The organism is Streptomyces poriferorum (assembly GCF_019399235.1).
GTDB lineage: Bacteria > Actinomycetota > Actinomycetes > Streptomycetales > Streptomycetaceae > Streptomyces > Streptomyces poriferorum.
The window spans coordinates 1-20443 of sequence record NZ_JAELVH010000137.1; the positions used below are offsets into that span (position 1 = coordinate 1).

Genomic DNA, 20443 nt, shown 5'->3' on the forward strand with positions numbered 1-20443 from the left:
GCCGCCCGGCGAGGCGTACGGCAGCAGCGTGCAGCGCAGGAAGCGGGCCCAGTCCGCGCCACGCGCGTCGCCGTACGCCTCGCCGGGCGGCAGCAGCGTGCAGCGCAGGAAGCGGGCCCAGTCCGCGCCACGCGCGTCGCCGTACGAGTCGAACAGCGCGGCCGCCTCACCGCACAGTTCCAGGGCCTGCGGCGCGCGCTGGTTGCCCGCGTCGACCAGGGCCAGCTCCAGAGCCGTCCAGGCCTCCCCGTGGGCGACGCCGATGCGGCGGAAGTCGGCCCGCGCGTCGGCCAGCAGCTGGCGGGCGAACCCCGAATTGCGCAGGTTGCCCGTCTGGGCGGCCCGCTGGTCGCGGGTGACGCGCCCCGAGTGGTGGCGGGCGCACGCCAGCCCGTACACGTCCCGCATCCGGGAGAACATCGTGCGGGCCCGCTCCAGCTGCCGTACCGCCTGATCGGTGTCGCCGGCCTCCTCCAGGGCCTGGCCCAGGTAGTAGAGCGTCCACGCCTCGCCGCGGGCGTCCTCGCTGTCGCGGTGACGGGCCAGCGCCGCGTTCAGCTGCTCGACCGCGGTGGCCGGATCGCCGTCCATCAGCCGGGCCCGGGCCAGCTGGGTCAGCGCCCACGCCGAACCCCGCTCGTCCCGTGTCCGCCCGTACAGATCCAGGGCCGTACGCAGCGCGGTCTCGGCCCGCTCCACATCGCCCGTCCGCAGGCGCACCTGACCCAGCTGGAACTGCGTCCACGCCTCCCCGTGCAGCGACTCGCCCTCGCGGTGCAGGACCAGAGCGGTGTCCAGGAGCTCCAGCGCCTCGGCCAGGTGGGCCCGGTCGCGTTCCACCGCGGCCAGCGCGTGCAGCGACCAGGCCCGGTCCTCCGCCTGGGCCGCCGACGCCTGCAGCTCGATCGCCTCGCGCAGCCGCGCCGCCGCCTCCGTCAGGTTGCCCTGGTGGTGCAGGGTGATGCCGAGCGAGCACAGCGCCAGCGCCGTACCCGAGTCGTTCTGCGCCTCGCGGTACAGGCCGACGACGGACGACAGCGTGGTGCGGGCCTTGTCCAGCTCGCCGAGCTGACGGGCCGCGATCCCGGTCCGCCACTGCACCGATCGCTCCAGCAGCCCCTGGTCGACGGCCTGCGTCAACTCGCTTATCTCACCCAGCCGGTAGAGGTCGCCACGCAGCAGGCAGTAGTCGCACAGCGCGCCCAGCAGGTCGAGTACCGCGCCCTGGTCGACGCCCTCGCTGTGCCGCAGCGCGGACGTGATGAAGCTCGACTCGTCGTCCAGCCAGCGCAGCGCCGCGTCGAGCGAGCCGAACCCGTGCGGTCCGAACTGCCCGGCCCGGGTGGACATCTTGCCGTCGACCATCCGGATGACCGAGCCCGCCAGCTCGGCGTAGTTCGCGATGAGCCGCTCCTGCGCGGCCGTCCGGTCCGCGGCCTCCTCCTCGTCGTTCAGCCGGGCCAGGGCGAAGCCCCGTACGAGATCGTGCAGCCGGTAGCGCGAGCCCCGCACATGGTCCAGCAGCCCGGCCTCCGTCAGAGCGGTCAGCAGCCGTCCGGCCTCCTGCTCGTCGGCCGACAGCAGCGCGGCGGCCGCCGCGGCGCCGAGGCTGGCACGACCGGCCAGCGCGAGCCGGCGCAGCAGCCGCCGCGCCTGCTCGGACTGGTCGGTGTAGCGCAGCCACAGGGCCCGCTCGACCGGCGGGACCGGTCCGTACGCGGCCAGGCCGGCCGCCAGCGTGCTCGGAGTACGCGCCCCGAGCGAGGAGCCCGCGACCCGCAGCGCCAGCGGCAGCCCGCCGCACAGCTCGGTGATCGCCTCGCCGGCCGGGTAGTCGTACGGCCCCTCCCCGTCCTCCTTCGACACCTCCCGCAGCAGTTCCTCCGCACCCGCGGGGTCGAGCGCCCCGACCTCCAGCTGATGGACCCGGGCCGGCAGGGACCCCGGGAGACCGAGCGGTTCACGGGCGGTGACCAGGACGAGGCTGTCCGAGCGTTCCGGTATCAGGGTGCGGACCTGCTCGGCATCGCTCGCGTCGTCGAGCACGACCGTCACCGGGGTGCCGGTCAGGTGCTGGTGGTACAGCTCGCTGAGCCGGCGCACCTGTTGCTCGGCGGAGGAGCTGTCCCGGAACAGCAGCTGCTCGCGGGGGGCGCCGAGCCGGTTCAGCAGATGCAGCAGCGCGTCCCGGGTCGGCAGCGGCGGCTCGTCGTCGGCGCCGCCGCGCAGATCTACCACGCACGCGCCCCGGAACTGGTCCTTCAGGCTGTGCGCCGCCCGCACGGCCAGGGTGGTGCGCCCGGATCCCGGCGGTCCGTGCAGGACGACGACGGTCGGCTTCGTCTCCGTCGAGGCACGGGCCGCGTGCACCCACTGGGTGATCTGCGCCAGTTCGGCCCGCCGGCCCGCGAACCCGCCCTCGGAGGAGGGCAGATGACTGAACGACTGATCGAGGACCGCACGCATGCGCGCGGCCGCGCTCCGGTCCCCGCCGCGCAGCTGGGGCGCGGTCCGTTCCGCAGCGGCCTTCTTCTTCGCCGGGGTGCGGGACGAGGCCGTCAGCATTCGCTGCTGGTCGATGAACGGGCGGATGCCCCGTACCTCCAGCGCCGTCAGCCACTGAAGCCGTAGCTGCTCCGTCCCGCCGGGCTGCCCGAGGGCCCCGGCCCGGCGGTGCGCGGCCGGCCAGTGCGAGGCGGTGACCTTGGCGACGGTGGCGGTGGCGCCGGCGACCGCGACGACTGCGCCCGCGCCGAGCGCCAGGCCCGACGCCGTACCGAGCGCCACATCCGCGCCGAAGGCCGCAGCGGCGGCAACCCCGGTGACCAGCAACGGCGTTCCGAGCGTCGCCCGGCTGAACCGTCGCGCAAGCGGCTGTTGCCCGGCCGTCTCGACGTCGAGCGCCTGGGTGTACGTGTCGTACTCCTCGCCCGCCCCGGCCGCCAGCGAGTCGAGCGCGGCGCGGCCGCGTGCCATCAGCGTGCCGGGATCGGTCCGGCCGCCGGAGCGGCGCACCTCTTCCTCCACGGCCCGTGCCAACAGCCGTTCGGCTTCCGCCCGGTGGCTGTCCCGCATCCGCATAAGTCCCCCTCGGTCCCTGCCCTTTCGGCGGTCCGGCATCCGGCCGCCTGAGGTACCAGTCTCCCGCCTGGGACCGGCGCGCGACAGGGAGTCCGCGAGACTGCGCCGCCGGCCCCGTGGAGGAGGCGGAGCGCGGGGTGGCATCCGGAGGACGGCAGAGCCCGGGCCGGCCCTTACCCCGTTCGGGCGCCGCCCCGTGGCGCATGCGCGGGGTGGAGGCGGGTGCGCAAGGATGGGGGCATGTCCAACCGACTCGCGCAGGCCACGTCCCCGTACCTCCTCCAGCACGCGGAGAACCCCGTCGACTGGTGGCCATGGGAGCCGGAGGCCTTCGAAGAGGCACGACGGCGCGATGTTCCCGTTCTGCTGTCGGTCGGCTACTCCGCATGCCACTGGTGTCATGTGATGGCGCACGAGTCGTTCGAGGACGCCGGGCTCGCGGAGTACCTGAACGCGCACTTCGTGCCGGTCAAGGTCGACCGCGAGGAGCGGCCCGACGTCGACGCCGTGTACATGGAGGCGGTGCAGGCCGCGACGGGGCAGGGCGGCTGGCCGATGACCGTGTTCCTCACCGCCGACGCCGAACCGTTCTACTTCGGTACGTACTTCCCGCCCGAGTCCCGGCACGGCCTGCCGTCGTTCCGGCAGGTGCTCGAAGGGGTGGCGGCGGCCTGGACCGACCGCCGGGACGAGGTCGGCGAGGTCGCCGGGCGCATCGTCCACGACCTGTCCGAGCGCACCCTCGACCACGGCGGCGACGGGCTGCCCGGTGAGGCGGAGCTCGCGCAGGCGCTGCTCGGACTGACCCGGGAGTACGACGAGAAGCACGGCGGCTTCGGCGGCGCGCCCAAGTTCCCGCCGTCGATGGCCATCGAGTTCCTGTTGCGCCACCACGCCCGCACCGGGGCGGACGGCGCACTGCAGATGGCGGCCGACACCTGTGAGGCGATGGCCAGGGGCGGGATCTACGACCAGCTCGGCGGCGGCTTCGCCCGCTACGCGGTGGACCGTGAGTGGGTCGTCCCGCACTTCGAGAAGATGCTCTATGACAACGCGCTGCTCTGCCGCGTGTACGCCCATCTGTGGCGCTCCACCGGATCGGAGTCCGCCCGCCGGATCGCCCTGGAGACCGCCGACTTCATGGTCCGTGAACTGCGCACGGCCGAGGGCGGCTTCGCTTCCGCGCTGGATGCCGACAGCGAGGACGCGGACGGGAAGCACGTCGAGGGTGCCTACTACGTCTGGACGCCCGCGCAGCTGCGTGAGGTGCTGGGCGAGGAGGACGCCGTGTTCGCCGCGGAGCTCTTCGGGGTGACCGAGGAGGGCACCTTCGAGGAAGGTTCCTCGGTGCTCCAGCTCCCGCGTGCAGACGCGACCGACGAGGCCCGCGCCGCCGATGTGCGGGCCCGGCTGCTCGCCGCCCGGGAGCTGCGTACGCGGCCGGGCCGGGACGACAAGGTCGTCGCGGCGTGGAACGGGCTGGCGATCGCCGCGCTCGCCGAGACCGGGGCCTACTTCGACCGGCCCGACCTGATCGAGCGCGCCACCGAGGCGGCGGACCTGCTGGTGCGGCTCCACATGGGGCCGGTCGCCCGGCTGGTCCGTACCTCGAAGGACGGCCGCGCCGGCGCGCACGCCGGGGTGCTGGAGGACTACGGCGATGTCGCGGAGGGCTTCCTGGCCCTGGCAGCCGTCACCGGAGAGGGGACCTGGCTGGAGTTCGCGGGCTTCCTGACCGACATCGTGCTCCAGCACTTCACCGGCGAGGGCGGGCAGTTGTACGACACGGCGGACGACGCCGAGCAGCTGATCCGCCGTCCGCAGGACCCCACCGACAGCGCGACCCCGGCGGGCTGGACCGCGGCGGCCGGTGCGCTGCTCTCGTACGCCGCCTACACCGGATCGGAGCCCCACCGCACCTCCGCGGAAGGCGCGTTGGGTGTGGTGAAGGCGCTGGGGCCGCGCGCGCCGCGGTTCATCGGCTGGGGGCTCGCGGTGGCCGAGGCGCTGCTCGACGGGCCGCGCGAGGTGGCGGTCGCCGGGCCGGTCGGGGGCGCGCTGCACCGTACGGCCCTGCTGGGGCAGGCGCCCGGCGCGGTCGTCGCGGCGGGTGAGACGGCGGGGTCGGAGTTCCCGCTGCTGGCGGAGCGCCCGATGCTGGGCGGTGCGCCGACGGCGTACGTGTGCAGGCACTTCGTCTGCGACGCGCCGACGACGGACCCGGAGGCGCTGGCGCAGGCGCTCAGGGGCGCCGGCGGCTGAGGCTCACAGCCGCAGGCCGCCCTCCAGCGCGGTCAGGGCCTCGTCGATCATCGTGATCAGGTCGCCCTCCTGGCCGTGCTCGCCCCAGTACAGCGCGACCTCGCGCAGCGCACCCAGCACCGCCGCGATGAAGACCCGGATCCGCAGGTCGTCCGCGCTGCGGCCGGTGCGGTCGGCGAGCACCTGGGAGAGGACCTTCGCCGTGTCCGACATGGTCTCCGTCATCCGGGAGCGGATGGCGGGGACCTCCACCATCAGCCGGGTGCGCTGGCGCAGTTCCTCGTCCTCCGCGGTGGCGAACGACGTCAGCGCCTCGCGCATCATCAGCCGCAGGGACTCCAGCGGAGGTTCGTCCAGCGGGCGGCTGCGGAGCACGGCCTCCATGATCGGGTCGTACTCGTCGGTGAGGACGATGTCCTCCTTGGTCGCGAAGTACCGGAACACCGTGCTCGGCGACACCTCGGCCGCCTCCGCGATCTGCTCGATGGTGGTCGCCTCGTAGCCCTGTTCCTGGATGAGGCGGTACGTCGCCTGCCGGATCGCGACCCGTGTCTTGAGCTTCTTGCGTTCGCGCAGCCCCATCGGGGGCTGCGCCTCGGGTGCGGTGAAGGAGGGGGTACGGGAGGTGGCGGCCATGGTTGCCATTGTCAGGCATCGATGGGGGCGGCGGCCACGTCCGCGGTTTCCTCCCGCTCCGCTTCGGCGGCCGGCAGGAACGCCCCGACGAGCAGGGCGCTGACCAGCGCGGTGGCACCGACGACCAGCAGTACCAGGCTCATGCCGTGGATGTACGCGGCGTCGGCGGACTCCGCGAGCCGCTGCGCCCCGAGCCGTGCCACGACGGCGTGGGCGGCGACGACGGAGTCCCCGGCCGTGTCCGCGGCTGCGGCCGGCAGACCCGCGGTGTCGAGCCGGCCGCTGTAGGCCCCGGCGAGCAGGCTGCCCAGCAGGGCGATCCCGAGGGCGCTGCCCGTCTGGCGCACGGTCATCAGCAGCCCCGACCCGCTCCCCGCACGGTCCGGGGGCAGGGCGCCGAGGGCGGCGTTCATGGCGGGGACGACGGCGAAGCCGAAGCCGGCACCGGCGATGGTGAGCCAGAGGGCGGTGAATCCGTATCCGCTGCCGGCTGTCGTACGGCTGCCGAGCAGTGCGGCGAAGGCGAGCACGACGAGTCCGGCGGACATCGTGGCGCGGGCCCCGAAACGTGCGTTGACCGGGCCGCCCGCCCTGGTGGCGACGATCAGCCCGCCCATCATCGGCAGCATCCGCACACCGGTTCCGAAGGCGTCGTGGCCCAGTACCGCCTGGAGGTATCCGGGCAGGATGAACATCAGCCCGGCCAGCGCGAACATGACGAGCGTCGAGGCGAGGGCGCTCAGCAGGAAGGTCCGCTGCCGCAGCAGGGCCATGTCGAGCATCGGGCGGGCGGACCTGCGCTCGCGCAGAACGAGCGCGGCGATCAGGATCACGCCCGCGGCCAGTACGGCCAGGACCAGCGGGTCACCCCAGCCGCGGCCCGGTGCCTCGATGACCCCGTAGATCAGGGCGCCCAGGCCGGTCGCGGACAGGGCGGTGGAGACCACGTCGACCGCGGGGGCCGAGGGGTCGCGGGTCTCGGGGAGCAGGAACACGCAGGCGGCGATGCCGATGCCGACCATCGGGATGTTGACGAGGAAGACCGAGCCCCACCAGAAGTGGTCGAGCAGCCAGCCGCCCAGAATCGGGCCGAGCGGCATGCCGAGCGCGGAGGCGGCCGAGACGATGCCGACGGCCTTGATCCGGTCCTTGGGCTCACCGAACAGCGAGGGCAGTACGGCCAGGGCGAGCGGCATCACGAGCGCGCCGCCGACGCCCATCACGCAGCGGGCGGCGATCACGGTGGGCACGTCGTCGGCCAGGGTGCCGATGACCGAGCCGACGAGGAAGACGCCGAGGCCGGCGATGAGCATCCGGCGGCGTCCGAAGCGGTCGCCGAGCAGGCCCGCCGGGAGCATCAGCGCGGCGAACACGACGACGTATCCGTCGGCCATCCACTGCTGTTCGCCCGTGGTGGCGCCGAGCTCACCGGCCATGGTCGGCAGCGCCACGTTGAGGATCGTCATGTCGAATCCGAGGACGAGCATGCTCGCCACCAGGGCCCCCAGGGCCCACCAGCGCCGGTCCATGTCTCACTCCTTTGATAGTTGAAGTCAAGTGACAGTAACTCTCAAAAGATTGTGAGTGTCAATATATGGTCCGGCTGTCCGCGCCCGGACATGCGAAAGGGCCGCGGCTCGAAAGCCGCGGCCCTTCTGTCGGGGGCGCTCAGTTGTGGTTGTAGGCCACCAGCGAGATGCCGACGTAGTGGACGACGAAGGCCGCGAGGGTCAGCGAGTGGAAGACCTCGTGGAACCCGAAGAAGCGCGGTGACGGGTTCGGCCGCTTGATGCCGTAGATGACGCCACCGGCGCTGTAGAGCAGCCCGCCGACCACGACGAGCACCAGCACCGCGATCCCGCCGGTCCGCATGAAGTCCGGCAGGAAGAAGACCGCGGCCCAGCCCATCGCGATGTAGCAGGGCGTGTAGAGCCAGCGCGGGGCGCCGACCCAGAAGACCCGGAAGGCGATGCCCGCGACCGCCGCCGCCCAGACCGCCCACAGGAGCGGGGTGCCCGTGGACTCGGGCAGCAGGAGCAGGGTCAGCGGGGTGTAGGTGCCCGCGATGATCAGGAAGATGTTCGCGTGGTCGAGCCTGCGCAGTACGGCCTCGCCGCGCGGCCCCCACGTACCGCGGTGGTAGACCGCGCTCACGCCGAAGAGCAGGCACGCCGTCGCGATGTAGATCGTGCACGCGATCCGCCCGCGGGTGCTGTCCGCCAGGGCGATGAGGACGATGCCCGCGATCACGACAGCCGGGAACATGCCGGCGTGCAGCCAGCCGCGCATGCGTGGCTTGATCTCCGCATCGACGATTCCGGCTGGTTCCAGTGCGGCGGGTTCGGGTGCGGCGGCGGCAGCAGCAGTCATTACCGCATCGTACCTACGCCTCCGTAGGTATCGGATACGAGTGGCGATGCTCACGTGGGCGGCCCCCTGGACATATGGGCGGAACGGTCGGATGATCAAATGAGTGCGGTCGGCACCGGATGAGCGCCAGGGAATTCGAAGGGGTAGAAGCATCCGGGTCGCAGCCCCCACGGGGCCTACCAAACAGACACCCTCACCAAGGAGCGATCGTGGCGCGCGACATCGCGGCTCCCCTCACTGTCCCCACCAACCACCAGGAGCTCGTCTCCTGGGTCGACGAGATCGCAGCCCTCACCGAACCGGACCGTGTGGTGTGGTGCGACGGTTCCGAGGCCGAGTACGAGCGCCTGTGCGGGGAGCTCGTCGCCAAGGGCACGTTCACCAAGCTCGACGAGATCAAGCGCCCGAACTCCTACTACGCCGCCTCCGACCCGAGCGATGTCGCGCGCGTCGAGACCCGGACGTTCATCTGCTCCGCCAAGGAGGAGGACGCCGGTCCGACGAACCACTGGAAGGACCCCGCCGAGATGCGGGAGATCTTCGTGGGGGACAAGGGCGTCTTCCGCGGCTCCATGCGCGGCCGCACCATGTACGTCGTGCCCTTCTGCATGGGCCCCGTCGGCTCGCCGCTCTCCGCCATCGGCGTCGAGATCACCGACTCCGCGTACGTGGCCGTCTCGATGCGCACCATGACGCGCATGGGCCAGGCCGTCCTCGACGAGCTCGGCACCGACGGCTTCTTCGTCAAGGCCGTCCACACGCTCGGCGCACCCCTGGAGGAGGGCCAGGAGGACGTCCCGTGGCCCTGCAACTCCACCAAGTACATCTCGCACTTCCCCGAGGACCGCGAGATCTGGTCCTACGGCTCCGGCTACGGCGGCAACGCCCTGCTCGGCAAGAAGTGCTACGCGCTGCGCATCGCCTCCGTCATGGCGCGCGACGAGGGCTGGCTGGCCGAGCACATGCTGATCCTGAAGCTCACGCCGCCGCGCGGTGAGTCGAAGTACGTCGCCGCCGCGTTCCCGAGCGCCTGCGGCAAGACGAACCTCGCCATGCTGGAGCCCACGATCTCCGGCTGGACCGTCGAGACCATCGGCGACGACATCGCCTGGATGCGGTTCGGCGAGGACGGCCGCCTCTACGCGATCAACCCCGAGGCCGGCTTCTTCGGCGTCGCGCCCGGCACCGGCGAGCACACCAACGCCAACGCCATGAAGACCATGTGGGGCAACTCCGTCTTCACCAACGTCGCGCTCACCGACGACGGCGACGTCTGGTGGGAGGGCATGACCGAGGAGCTCCCGAAGCACCTCACGGACTGGAAGGGCAACGACTGGACCCCCGAGTCCGGTACGCCCGCCGCCCACCCCAACGCCCGCTTCACCGTCCCGGCGGGCCAGTGCCCGATCATCGCGCCCGAGTGGGAGGACCCGAAGGGCGTGCCGATCTCGGCCATCCTCTTCGGTGGCCGCCGCGCCTCGGCCGTCCCGCTGGTCACCGAGTCCTTCAACTGGCAGCACGGCGTCTTCCTCGGAGCCAACGTCGCCTCCGAGAAGACGGCCGCCGCCGAGGGCAAGGTCGGCGAGCTGCGCCGCGACCCGTTCGCCATGCTGCCGTTCTGCGGCTACAACATGGGCGACTACATGAACCACTGGCTGAAGGTCGGCGCGGACAAGCCGGACCAGTCGAAGCTCCCGAAGATCTACTACGTGAACTGGTTCCGCAAGAACGAGGCGGGCAAGTTCGTCTGGCCCGGCTTCGGCGAGAACAGCCGCGTCCTGAAGTGGATCGTCGAGCGCCTGGAGGGCAAGGCCGAGGGCGTCGAGACCGCGATCGGCATCCTGCCGGCCAAGGGCTCCATCGACACCGAGGGCCTGGATCTCTCCGAGTCCGACCTGGACTTCCTGCTCAAGGTGGACAAGGAGGTCTGGCGCGAGGAGGCGGCGCTGGTCCCCGAGCACCTCAACACCTTCGGTGACCACACGCCGAAGGAACTGTGGGACGAGTACCGGGCCCTGGTCCAGCGCCTGGGCTGACCGCCCCCTTCGAACTCCGCGGTCGGGCTCCCGACATCCGCCCTGACCTGTGGGGTCAACGGCTCGCCGCGGTAGGGACGTGCACGAACACGGCCCTGGCCCCCGGAACCGACAGCGGTTCCGGGGGCCGCTCCCTTTTCGGGGTGCGCCTTGCCGCACGGGCCGGCCGGCCCTGTTCGTAGTCGGGGCGTGACCCGAGCCCGAGCCCCACTCCGACGGCCCGACCTTGAGCCCGGGACCGCGCCCCACGCACGGCGGGACGTCCGGCGGGCCGGGTGACCTCGCCGATACCGGCAGCACCACCGTGGGGATCGGCAGCGCTGCTGCTGCTGCTGGCCGGCTTCGCCATGGTCCGCTTCCGGAACACGCGCGGCAGGCACTGACAGACGGACATACGGGCGCGGCCGGTCCCGCATCACCTGCGGAACCGGCCGTGCACATAGGTGGCACCCGGTCCACGCGCCGCTACGGCACGTGGACCGGGGCCGTCAGAGGGCGCCGACCAGCCGCGACGGGGCGGCGGGGGATTCGGCGGCAGCGGCCTGGACCGCTGCGGTGTGGGCGTCCATACGTTCGGCCGAGAGGATCGCGACCACGGTGTCGGCGCGGGACGCCGCCACCACCAGGGCCCGGCCCGCGAGGGCGTGGGCGCGGCGGTGGAGGGTGGCCGCGGACGCGTCGCTCAGGCCGGCGTGCCGGGCGGGCGGTGCGCCGCGCAAGCGGGCGACCTGTTCGGCGATGCGGTCGCCCGCCTCGCCCAGCCCCAGCTCGTCGGTGACCGCGAGCAGGGCGGCCAGGTGTCCGGCGAGCTGGATGTCCAGCTCCTCCTCGCGGGTGCGGTGCGGGAAGTCGTCGGCATGGTCGGCCGGTGTGTGGACCGATTTGGTGCGGATCGGCTCGTACATGGATGGCCTCCTGGTGGTGCTGTGGGAACCATCCTAGCTTGGATTCAGTCTAAAGTTGTCCATGTTCGAGAGTCTGTTCGCGGGTCACACCTGCCCGTACCCGTCCAGGAAGCGGGCGATCCGGCCGATCGCGTCCGTGAGGTCCTTCGTCGACGGCAGGGTCACGACCCGGAAGTGATCGGGATCCGGCCAGTTGAACCCCGTCCCCTGCACCACCATGATCTTCTCGGCCCGCAGCAGGTCGAGGACCATCTGCCGGTCGTCCTTGATCTTGTAGACCTTGGGGTCGAGCCGGGGGAAGAGATACAGCGCCCCCTTCGGCTTCACACAGGTCACGCCCGGAATCTGCGTCAGCAGGTCGTACGCCACGTCCCGCTGCTCCAGGATCCGCCCGCCCGGCAGCACCAGATCGTTGATCGACTGCCGGCCGCCGAGTGCGGTGGCCACGGCGTGCTGCGAGGGCATGTTGGCGCACAGTCGCATGTTGGCCAGGATCGTCAGCCCCTCGATGTACGAGGAGGCGTGTGCCTTCGGCCCGCAGACCGCCATCCAGCCGGACCGGTAACCGGCCACCCGGTAGTTCTTGGACAGCCCGTTGAAGGTGAGCACCATCAGATCGGGTGCGATCGCCGCCGTCGGCGTGTGCGTCGCGCCGTCGTACAGGATCCGGTCGTAGATCTCGTCGGAGCAGACCACCAGGTTGTGCCGCCGGGCGATCTCCGTCAGCCCGCGCAGCATCTCGTCGTCGTAGACGGCACCCGTCGGGTTGTTCGGATTGATGATCACCATCGCCTTGGTGCGGTCGGTGATCTTCCGCTCGATGTCGGCCAGGTCCGGCATCCAGTCCGACTGCTCGTCGCACCGGTAGTGCACGGCCGTGCCACCCGCCAGTGAGACGGACGCGGTCCACAGCGGATAGTCCGGAGCCGGTACGAGCACCTCGTCGCCGTCGTCGAGCAGCGCCTGCATCGACATCTGGATCAGTTCGGAGACGCCGTTGCCCAGGTAGACGTCCTCGACATCGAGGTCGATTCCCTTGGTCTGGTAGTGCTGCATCACCGCGCGCCGCGCGGACAGCAGTCCCTTCGCGTCGCCGTAGCCGTGCGCCCCGGACAGGTTGCGCAGGATGTCTTCGAGGATCTCGGGCGGGCACTCGAAACCGAACGCGGCAGGGTTGCCGGTGTTCAGCTTGAGGATGCGGTGACCTGCTGCTTCCAGCCGCATCGCCTCCTCGAGCACGGGGCCCCGGATTTCGTAACAGACGTTGGCGAGCTTCGTGGACTGGATGACCTGCATGTCTGCGAGCTTACGACTGTGTTTCGCGGGCCGCCCGGCCTTTCCGCGCCCATTGACCCACCCGGGTCCGTCCGCCCGCCGCCCCGGCTTCCATCGCCATGTGCCCGCGCCCGCCGGCCGTGGGAACCCCGGGCGCGGGCCGGGCCGGGGCTTGGAATGGGGTGGAACGGGGACGTGACGGACCGGGCCGGGTGACATGCGCCACGGCACGCCGCGGTCCGTCGCCGCCGCCCGGGTCACTCCGGCAGCCGGGCGCCCTCCGGCAACTGGATCCCGAACGTGTCCGCGAGGACGCTCACCGCCTCCGCGGTGTCCGCCAGCTCCCGCTCCTCCCGCTTGCCGTCGGCGGCCGTCACCACGAGCGTGCGGCCGGTGAGCGACAGATGCGCTTCGGGAGTGGTGCGCTGCACGTACAGCAGATGCTCGAAGGGTGAGCGCGGGTTGGTCGCGATGTGCCAGTTGATGACCTCGAAGTCGGGCGCCTCGAACGGCTCCACCGTGAACGCGTACTGCCCCTGCCAAGCCCCCTCGCCCGTCTCCGTCCGGAGCTCCCACAGCTCCAGCGGCCCGGCGTGCGGGATGTGGACGAGCCGGTGGTGGCGCGGGGTGTCGTGCAGCTCGGCGCCGGCGACCAGGGGGATCGGCTCCAGCAGCGAGCCCGCGGCGCCGAAGCCGACATCGGCGAGATACGGCGTCGCCTCACCCGGCACCCCGACCCGCATCAGCATGTGCGTCCGCGGCCGGACGTCCCCGGGGCCGGCGCCCAGCACGACGCGGGCGCACAGCAACGTGACCTCGAAGCCCAGCGCCCTCAGGGCGGCGGCGAGCAGGGTGTTCTGCTCGTAGCAGTAGCCGCCCCGTTCACTGCGCACGAGCTTCGCCTCCAGGTCGGCGAGGGCGAGCGAGGGCACGGTACCGAGGACGGGGTCCAGGTTCTCGAACGGGATGCCCAGCGCATGCGCGCGGTGCACGGAGCGCAGCACGGCGAGGGTGGGCCCGCGCTCCCCGCTCCAGCCGATGCGCGCGAGGTAGGCGTCGAGATCGAGGGCGTGGCCGGGGGCGTGGTCGGAAGTCATGCTCCGACGGTACGCAGCCGGAGCGGCCGTACGCCTCCTCCTGGAGCCGTGACGTCCTGGTCCTCAGGTCCTGGTCCCGTGCACCGCGTCTACTTGTCCTTGTCCTCGGCGAGGGTGTGGGCGACCAGGGCGTTGGCATGGCCGTGCCCCATCGCGTGCTCGGACTTGAGCCAGGCCACGATCTCCATGTGCTTGGTCAGCGGCGAGGCGCGGATGAGCTCCTTCCACTCCGCGACCGGACGGCCGTACTTCTGCTCGATCGACGGGAAATAGCTCGCGGGGCCCTTCACTGCATCGGTCATGACGGAAGTCTGGCAGCCGGGTCTGACAGCCGCCCGCCGTAAACCAGCATGACGGGCCGAGCACCCCGGTCGTAGGGTCGCGTGCCATGGACTGGCAGGCATGGCACGACACATACGACGTCCCCGATTCATGGATGGCCCGGCGGCTGCGAGCCGTCCAGGACCGGATCCGGGAGGCTCTGGACACCGCGCCGCCCGGCCCGCTGCGGGTGGTCAGTGTGTGCGCGGGCCAGGGGCGCGACCTCGTCGACGTGCTGGCGGACCACCCCCGGCGCGACGACGTCGCTGCCCGGCTGGTGGAGCTGGACCCCGGAAACACCGCCTTCGCCGGCGAGTCGGCCCGCGAGGCCGGTCTGATTCAGGTGGAGGTGGTGACGGGCGACGCGTCGCTCACCGACCACTACCTCGACCTGGCGCCGGCTGATCTCGTGCTGGTCTGCGGCGTGTTCGGCAACATCGTCGACGCCGACATCGAGCGCACCATCGACACCTGCACCCGGTTGTGCCGGACCGGCGGCACGGTCGTCTGGACGCGCAACCGCCACGCACCCGACCGGGTGCCGCTGGTCTGCGACTGGTTCGAGGAACGCGGCTTCGAGCGGCTGTGGCTGTCCGATCCGGACGCGGGCTTCGGCGTCGGCGCACACCGCTTCACGGATGAGACGGGCGAGGGGGGCGAACTGACTGCTGGGCAGCGGATGTTCGAATTCGTCGGCTACGACGTACTGAAGGCGGCAAGGGTGGGCGGCCGGGCGGCGGGGTCCTGATGCCGCAGGCCGCTCCCTCTCCCCGGGCTCGGGCGCTGAGCCATGTCGCCTCCCTGTCCTCGGGCAGGCCGCTCGACACCGCCCTGCGGCTGACGCTGAACTTCCACCCCGACCGAGAGGCGGCGGGCCGGACCGTACTGGGCTCGCTGGCGCAGGACGGCGTCTACCGCTCGCAGTTCGTGACGGGAACCAGCAACGGCGGCCTCACGGCGCATCCGGGCGGGGACCGGTGGCGCTGGGAGAGCCGCATCTTCGACGGCGCCTACGACGAGGTGCCAGGGGAACAGCGCCCGGTGTACGGGGCGTTGAACTTCCGGCGGTCCGCTGTGGGGGCAGCCCCGAGATTCGGCTCGGCCCACTTGCGGCTGATGGCGGAAGTCCTGCCACGCACCACCTTCTGCTTTCCGGACAGTGCCGCCGAGCCCGCCGATTTCGGCGTCGCGGCCGGGATGCATCTGATCGACCTCGCCGAGGCCGTCGACCGGGACGCGCTGGACGACTACATCGAGGCCCAGATCCATGGCCCGGTCCTGCTGGACCGGCACATCGAGGCCCTCGTTCTCGACCCGTGCTACCGAGGTACTCCGGTGGAGGCGGCGGCCCGCGCCCTGCCGTTCCGTACCGAGTGGCATGCCGGATTCCGGCTGACCGTCGAGGAGCTGCGCCGGCACGGCGACTACCGGGGCGAGGAGTTCGTCGTCCTGGGGGCCGAGATCGCCGAGGACGGAGTCCTCGACGCGCGGATCATCGGTGCCGCAGCCCGCTCGGGGCGCCACGACCTTCAGTCGCTGAAGAGGGTCTGGCACTGCCTGGCCCGCTTCGGCGCCCCGGCGGGCACGCCCCGCTGACGCACCCGACAGGACCGGGCACAGGATGTCGGGTGGGGCAGGGTGGTTTCTTCCTAGCGTGGTGGACGTCAAAGGAAGGAGGCCCGGGTGCTGGAGCGGCTGAACGAGGCCATGGAGTACGTCGAGCACCGCCTCGACGGCCACATCGACGTCGCCGAGGCGGCCAGGATCGCGATGACCTCGGAGTACCACCTGCGGCGGATGTTCTCCGCGCTCGCCGGGATGCCGCTGTCGGAGTACATCCGGCGCAGGCGGCTCACGGTCGCGGGCGCCGAGGTGCTGGCCGGGGACCGGACGCTGCTGGATGTCGCGGTGCGGTACGGCTACGCCTCGGGCGAGGCGTTCGCCCGTGCGTTCCGGACCGTGCACGGTGTCGGTCCGGGTGAGGCCAGGCGTACCGGGGCCGCGTTGCGGTCCCAGCCCCGGATGTCCTTCCGTCTCGTCGTGGAAGGGACCAGCAGCATGCGATACCGGATCGTGGAGAAGGAGGAGTTCCGTGTGGTGGGCAGGAAGGCACGCGTTCCGCTGGTGCACGAGGGGGTGAACCCGGCCATCGCCACGTTCATCCGGAGCATCGGCGGAGAGACCGTGGAACGCATCAAGGGCCTGTCCGACCAGGAGCCGGAAGGCATCGTCCAGGTGAGCGACGATCTCGCCGACAGCCGGGCGGAGGGCACCGAACTGGACTACTACCACGGGGTGGTGAGCTCGGCGCCCGTACCCGAGGACATGGACGCACTCCCCGTGGCGGCGGGCACGTGGGCCGTCTTCGACAGCTCGGGCGCCTTCCCGCAGGCGCTCCAGTACCTGTGGCGTGACGTCTTCACGGAGTGGTTCCCGTCCAATCCGTACCGGAGCCGGCCGGGTCCGGAGATCCTGCGGGTGCACGTCTCGCCCGACGGGGCGCAGGCGGACGCGCAGCTGTGGATTCCGGTGGAGCGGGTCGCGGCGGCCTGAGGGGCCCGGTGCCGGTGGACCGGCCGAACGGCAGGCGGCTCAGGGCGTGTTGGACGCGCCCCGGGCCGCAGGCCGTCCCCCGTGCGAGCTACACGCAGGTGTCCACCGTGCGGTGACGACTCCCGTGCGCCGGATCCGTAGCGTCGAAGCGAAGCCGCGGCGCACCGTCCGCGGGTCCCGCTGAGGAGTTCTCATGAGAGTGGTCTGGCAGCTTGCCGCCCTGGTCGCGGTCGCGATGATCGGAGGTCAGTGCGTTGCCGCAGTCGACGGCAATCCATGGCTCACGCTGGTTCTCGGCCTTCTGACGGCGGTGCTCGCCGTGCCCGTGTACCGGTGTGTGGTGGGCCGGACCGAGCGCCGACCGGTCACCGAACTGGCCCGGGAGGGGGCGGTGTCGGGCATCGGCCGCGGGGTGCTGATCGGCGTCGCGCTGTTCGGGACCGTCATCGCGAACATCGCCCTCCTGGGCCACTACGAAGTCGACGGGCTGGGAACCGTCACGGGGGCGATCGGTCTCATCGGCTTCATGGCCGCCGCCGCCGTGACGGAGGAACTGCTGTTCCGCGGCGTCCTGTTCCGGCTCGTCGAGGAGCGCACGGGCACCTGGATCGCGTTGACGCTGACGGGCGCGCTGTTCGGCCTGGCACACCTGTTCAACCCGGACGCCGACCTGTGGGGCGCCGTCGCCATCGCGATCGAGGCCGGCGGCATGCTCGCCGCCGCGTACGCGGCCACCCGCACGCTGTGGCTGCCCATCGGTGTGCACTTCGGGTGGAACTTCGCCGCGTCCGGCATCTTCAGTACGGAGGTCTCGGGCAATGACACCCAGCAGGGACTGCTGGACGCCGTGACCTCGGGCCCCAAGCTGATCACCGGAGGTGCCTTCGGTCCCGAAGGCAGCGTGTACTCGGTGGCGTTCGGGGTGGTGATGACCGCCGTGTTCATGTGGCTGGCTCACCGGCGCGGTCATGTGGTCCCCCGTCGCCGGCGGGCCGTCCGGAGCGCGAACACCACTACAGTTCCCCGGTGACCAGTCCTCCGCGCCTTCCCGGGCAGTGGCGCCGGCTCGACGTCGCCCTGCGCGACCTCCCGCTCGGGCTGCTCCTCCTCGTTGCGTCGCTCGTGCCGGTGCTCCACAGCCGGGGACGCAGTTCGGCGGGATGCCCGCCCACTCCTTCGACGCGCCGGCCGCCGGGGTCCTGGCCCTCGAATGCCTCCCGCTCGCCGTGCGCCGGCGGTGGCCGGTGGTCTGTGTCGCCCTGGTGTCGCTCGGCTTCGCCGTGGACCAGCTCCGGGGCTACCACCTGGTCGCGGGAGTCGCACTGCCCATCGCGCTGCTGAGCGCGGGATCGTATCTGGAGCGGCACCGGCGGGCCGTCGTGCTTCTGCTCTCCGCGGCGTACGTGCCGCTGTCGCTCGTGCTCCTCAGGTTCGGGACCGGCGAACCGCCCGTCGAGTTCGTGACGTTCTACCTGGTGCTGGCCTTCGCCTGGGGCGCCGGGGCCTGGCTGCGGTCCACGCGCAGGGCGGAGGCCGAACGCCGCAGGCGCGTCGCCGAGGACACGCGCGCCGCCGAGCGCACCCGCATCGCCCGGGAGCTCCACGACGTCGTGACCCACCACGTCACGGCGATGGTCGTACAGGCCGAGGCGGCGCGCTATCTGACCGCCTCGCCCGAACGCCTCGACCGGACCCTGACCACCGTCAGCGACACCGGCCGGCGGGCCATCACCGACCTGCGGCATCTGCTCGACCTCCTCAACCCCGGTCACGGCGCCGAGGCGCGGAAGCCGACCGTCGGCAAGCTGCTCCCGCTGGTGGAACAGACCCGCCGGGCCGGGCAGACCGTGGAGTTCACCGAGGAGGGCACTCCGGCCGAGTCGACCGGCAGTGCCGATCTCGTGGCCTACCGGGTCGTGCAGGAATCACTGACGAACGCCCTCAAACACGCTCAGGGAAGCCTCACTTCGGTCCACGTGCGGCACAGCGAAAGGGAGATCTCCGTGGAGGTCAGCACCGATGGTCCGGGCACGCGGGCCCTGGGCCCGGGCGGCAGCGGGCGGGGTCTCGCCGGGCTGCGCGAGCGGGTCGACGTCCTGGGCGGCGAGTTCAGCGCCGGCCCGCGGACGGGCGGCGGCTTCGTCGTACGGGCCCGCATACCCTCGGGGAGCTCCGCATGAGCGCGCCGATCCGGGTCCTGGTCTGCGACGACCAGATCCTGGTCCGTACCGGGCTGGCCACGATCATCGACGCCCAGCCCGACCTCGAAGTGGCGGGCGAGTGCGGGGACGGGCGGACCGCGGTCGAGCTGGCCGGCCGGCTGCGCCCTGACGTCGTCGTGATGGACATCCGGATGCCCGTGCTCGACGGCATCGAGGCCACCCGGCTGCTGGCCGGTGCCGGGGTGCCGCATCCCGCCAAGGTGCTCGTGGTGACCACGTTCAACCTGGACGAGTACGTGTACGAGGCGCTGCGCGCCGGAGCGAGCGGCTTTCTGCTCAAGGACGCGCCGCCGGCCCACCTGCTGCACGGAATCCGGACCGTGCAGACGGGCGCCGCCCTGCTGGACCCGGAGGTGACACGCCGGCTCGTGGGCCGGTACGCCGCCCGGATCCGGCCGACCGGTGGTACCCCGCACGACATTCCGCTGACCCCGCGTGAACTGGAGGTCCTGCGGCTCATCGCGGACGGCTTCTCCAACAGCGAGATCGCCGTGACCCTTCTGATCAGTCAGGAGACCGTGAAGACCTTCGTGTCGCGCATCCTCGCCAAACTCGGGCTCCGTGACCGCGTCCAGGCAGTCGTCTACGCCTACCGGCAGGGCCTGGTGACCTGAATTCGCCCCTTGTGGGGCTCCCCTCAGTGCGCCACCATGCGCATGTCAAAACCGGAAGAACTTCGGTCGCAGAGGCTTCCCACGCTCTGCGCAGGTCACTTGAGGGGACCCCCACATGAAAAAGCCTCTCGTCGGTGCGCTCTTCGCGGTGCTGCTCCTCGGAGCCGGCACCGCGCCCGCGTCAGCGGCCACAAGCCACGACGTGGCAGCGCCCAGCACGGTCAGGGCGGCAGCGGCCGCCGCGAGCCGCACCGCGGCGGACGCGGCGTCATCCGGCCACACGGCCGCCCGGGCGAAGGTCAGGCCCAAGGCGGTCAACTTCGCCGGGACGGTGGCGCTCAGCAACTGTTCGGGATCGGTCGTCCGCACGCCCGGCTCCCAGCCGGGCGACCCCGCGCTCGTGCTCTCCAACGGGCACTGCATGGAGTCCGGGTTCCCGGGCCCGGGCGAGGTCGTGTTCAACCAGCCGTCCACCCGTAGCTTCACCCTGCTCAACGCCTCGGGCAGTGGAATCGGAACCGTCCGGGCGAGCAAGATCGCCTACGGGACGATGACGGACACCGACATATCGGTGTACCAACTCACCTCCACGTACGCCCAGATCGAGAGCACCTACGGCATCAAGGCGCTGGAGCTCAACACGGCGCACCCGGTGCAGGGCACCGCGATCACCGTCGTGTCCGGGTACTGGAAGCGCACGTACAGCTGCAACGTCGACGGGTTCGTCTACCGCCTGAAGGAGGGGGAGTGGACCTGGAAGGACTCGGTCCGCTACACCTCCGCCTGCCAGACCATCGGCGGTACGTCCGGCTCGCCGGTGATCGACAACGCCACCGGCAAGGTCGTCGCCGTCAACAACACCGGTAACGAGGACGGGCAGGAGTGCACGGACAACAACCCGTGCGAGGTCGACGAGAACGGGCAGGTGACGGTCCGCGAGGGCATCAACTACGCCCAGGAGACCTACGGCATCGTGCCGTGCATCGGCACCGGCAACGTCTTCGACCTCGGCCGTGAAGGGTGCGCGCTGCCCAAGCCGTGACGCGGACAGGGGGGCGGACAGGGGTGGGG

16 protein-coding genes and 1 pseudogene are annotated in these 20443 nt (G+C 71.5%); 9 read left to right on the forward strand and 8 right to left on the reverse strand.

What is annotated here, in order from left to right:
- Positions 1-3075: tetratricopeptide repeat protein (locus tag JGS39_RS22795; protein ID WP_219571241.1), on the reverse strand; the 3075-nt coding region annotated here is incomplete at its 3' end.
- A gap of 246 nt (positions 3076-3321) precedes the next feature.
- Here JGS39_RS22795 and JGS39_RS22800 point away from each other — a divergent pair.
- Positions 3322-5343: a thioredoxin domain-containing protein gene (locus JGS39_RS22800; protein ID WP_219571242.1), complete on the forward strand. Its 2022-nt coding sequence runs from the start codon at positions 3322-3324 to the stop codon at positions 5341-5343.
- Positions 5344-5346: 3 nt separating this feature from the next.
- Here the strand turns inward: JGS39_RS22800 and JGS39_RS22805 are convergent, their stop codons facing one another.
- The 3 genes from JGS39_RS22805 to trhA all read right to left on the reverse strand — a co-directional run bounded on the left by JGS39_RS22805 (position 5347) and on the right by trhA (position 8349).
- On the reverse strand, positions 5347-5979 hold the full coding sequence (locus tag JGS39_RS22805; protein ID WP_219571243.1) for a TetR/AcrR family transcriptional regulator: 633 nt from the start codon (positions 5977-5979) through the stop codon (positions 5347-5349).
- A gap of 11 nt (positions 5980-5990) precedes the next feature.
- A complete protein-coding gene (locus JGS39_RS22810; protein ID WP_219571244.1) occupies positions 5991-7508 on the reverse strand; it encodes a DHA2 family efflux MFS transporter permease subunit in 1518 nt (505 codons plus the stop codon).
- A 139-nt stretch (positions 7509-7647) separates the two neighbouring features.
- Complete coding sequence (trhA, locus tag JGS39_RS22815) at positions 7648-8349, reverse strand: PAQR family membrane homeostasis protein TrhA (RefSeq protein WP_219571245.1); 702 nt, start codon at positions 8347-8349, stop codon at positions 7648-7650.
- A 209-nt stretch (positions 8350-8558) separates the two neighbouring features.
- Here trhA and JGS39_RS22820 point away from each other — a divergent pair, with 209 nt between their 5' ends.
- The gene (locus JGS39_RS22820) at positions 8559-10385 is read left to right on the forward strand and encodes a phosphoenolpyruvate carboxykinase (GTP) (RefSeq protein WP_219571246.1); all 1827 of its coding nucleotides are present in this window, start codon (positions 8559-8561) and stop codon (positions 10383-10385) included.
- 488 nt (positions 10386-10873) lie between these two features.
- On the opposite strand, the gene JGS39_RS22825 is transcribed toward JGS39_RS22820, so the two are convergent.
- The 4 genes from JGS39_RS22825 to JGS39_RS22840 form a co-directional block, all read right to left on the reverse strand.
- Entirely contained in the window at positions 10874-11290 is a 417-nt protein-coding gene (locus tag JGS39_RS22825; protein WP_219571247.1) for an SCO4983 family protein, read from the reverse strand.
- A gap of 84 nt (positions 11291-11374) precedes the next feature.
- Entirely contained in the window at positions 11375-12586 is a 1212-nt protein-coding gene (locus JGS39_RS22830) for a pyridoxal phosphate-dependent aminotransferase (protein ID WP_219571248.1), read from the reverse strand.
- 236 nt (positions 12587-12822) lie between these two features.
- Entirely contained in the window at positions 12823-13662 is an 840-nt protein-coding gene (locus JGS39_RS22835) for an arylamine N-acetyltransferase family protein (protein ID WP_219571249.1), read from the reverse strand.
- A gap of 89 nt (positions 13663-13751) precedes the next feature.
- The gene (locus tag JGS39_RS22840) at positions 13752-13964 is read right to left on the reverse strand and encodes a DUF4287 domain-containing protein (RefSeq protein ID WP_219571250.1); all 213 of its coding nucleotides are present in this window, start codon (positions 13962-13964) and stop codon (positions 13752-13754) included.
- A gap of 86 nt (positions 13965-14050) precedes the next feature.
- Between JGS39_RS22840 and JGS39_RS22845 the strand changes: the two genes are divergently transcribed.
- From JGS39_RS22845 to JGS39_RS22875, 7 genes and pseudogenes are all read left to right on the forward strand, one after another.
- A complete protein-coding gene (locus JGS39_RS22845) occupies positions 14051-14731 on the forward strand; it encodes a methyltransferase domain-containing protein (RefSeq protein ID WP_219571251.1) in 681 nt (226 codons plus the stop codon).
- Positions 14731-15579: a DUF3626 domain-containing protein gene (locus JGS39_RS22850; protein WP_219571252.1), complete on the forward strand. Its 849-nt coding sequence runs from the start codon at positions 14731-14733 to the stop codon at positions 15577-15579. Before JGS39_RS22845 ends, JGS39_RS22850 begins: the two co-directional genes overlap by 1 nt.
- Positions 15580-15666: 87 nt before the next feature.
- Positions 15667-16536 carry an AraC family transcriptional regulator gene (locus JGS39_RS22855; protein ID WP_219571253.1) on the forward strand — a complete coding sequence of 290 codons (870 nt, stop codon included), beginning with the start codon at positions 15667-15669 and terminating at the stop codon, positions 16534-16536.
- A gap of 193 nt (positions 16537-16729) precedes the next feature.
- A complete protein-coding gene (locus JGS39_RS22860) occupies positions 16730-17566 on the forward strand; it encodes a CPBP family intramembrane glutamic endopeptidase (protein ID WP_219571254.1) in 837 nt (278 codons plus the stop codon).
- Positions 17563-18716, forward strand: a pseudogene (locus JGS39_RS22865) (sensor histidine kinase). Before JGS39_RS22860 ends, JGS39_RS22865 begins: the two are co-directional and overlap by 4 nt.
- Positions 18713-19372 carry a response regulator gene (locus JGS39_RS22870; protein WP_219571255.1) on the forward strand — a complete coding sequence of 220 codons (660 nt, stop codon included), beginning with the start codon at positions 18713-18715 and terminating at the stop codon, positions 19370-19372. The pseudogene JGS39_RS22865 and the gene JGS39_RS22870 overlap by 4 nt, the downstream one beginning before the upstream one ends.
- A 115-nt stretch (positions 19373-19487) precedes the next feature.
- Complete coding sequence (locus JGS39_RS22875) at positions 19488-20414, forward strand: S1 family peptidase (protein ID WP_219571256.1); 927 nt, start codon at positions 19488-19490, stop codon at positions 20412-20414.
- Positions 20415-20443 lie beyond the last annotated feature (29 nt).

Coding starts and splice junctions, on each gene's coding strand:
- JGS39_RS22810 (WP_219571244.1), bottom strand. CDS start 7,508: ATGGACCGGCGCTGGTGGGCCCTGGGGGCCCTGGTGGCGAGCATGCTC.
- trhA (WP_219571245.1), bottom strand. CDS start 8,349: ATGACTGCTGCTGCCGCCGCCGCACCCGAACCCGCCGCACTGGAACCA.
- JGS39_RS22845 (WP_219571251.1), top strand. CDS start 14,051: ATGGACTGGCAGGCATGGCACGACACATACGACGTCCCCGATTCATGG.
- JGS39_RS22805 (WP_219571243.1), bottom strand. CDS start 5,979: ATGGCCGCCACCTCCCGTACCCCCTCCTTCACCGCACCCGAGGCGCAG.
- JGS39_RS22840 (WP_219571250.1), bottom strand. CDS start 13,964: ATGACCGATGCAGTGAAGGGCCCCGCGAGCTATTTCCCGTCGATCGAG.
- JGS39_RS22835 (WP_219571249.1), bottom strand. CDS start 13,662: ATGACTTCCGACCACGCCCCCGGCCACGCCCTCGATCTCGACGCCTAC.
- JGS39_RS22860 (WP_219571254.1), top strand. CDS start 16,730: ATGAGAGTGGTCTGGCAGCTTGCCGCCCTGGTCGCGGTCGCGATGATC.
- JGS39_RS22850 (WP_219571252.1), top strand. CDS start 14,731: ATGCCGCAGGCCGCTCCCTCTCCCCGGGCTCGGGCGCTGAGCCATGTC.
- JGS39_RS22800 (WP_219571242.1), top strand. CDS start 3,322: ATGTCCAACCGACTCGCGCAGGCCACGTCCCCGTACCTCCTCCAGCAC.
- JGS39_RS22870 (WP_219571255.1), top strand. CDS start 18,713: ATGAGCGCGCCGATCCGGGTCCTGGTCTGCGACGACCAGATCCTGGTC.
- JGS39_RS22825 (WP_219571247.1), bottom strand. CDS start 11,290: ATGTACGAGCCGATCCGCACCAAATCGGTCCACACACCGGCCGACCAT.
- JGS39_RS22830 (WP_219571248.1), bottom strand. CDS start 12,586: ATGCAGGTCATCCAGTCCACGAAGCTCGCCAACGTCTGTTACGAAATC.
- JGS39_RS22875 (WP_219571256.1), top strand. CDS start 19,488: ATGAAAAAGCCTCTCGTCGGTGCGCTCTTCGCGGTGCTGCTCCTCGGA.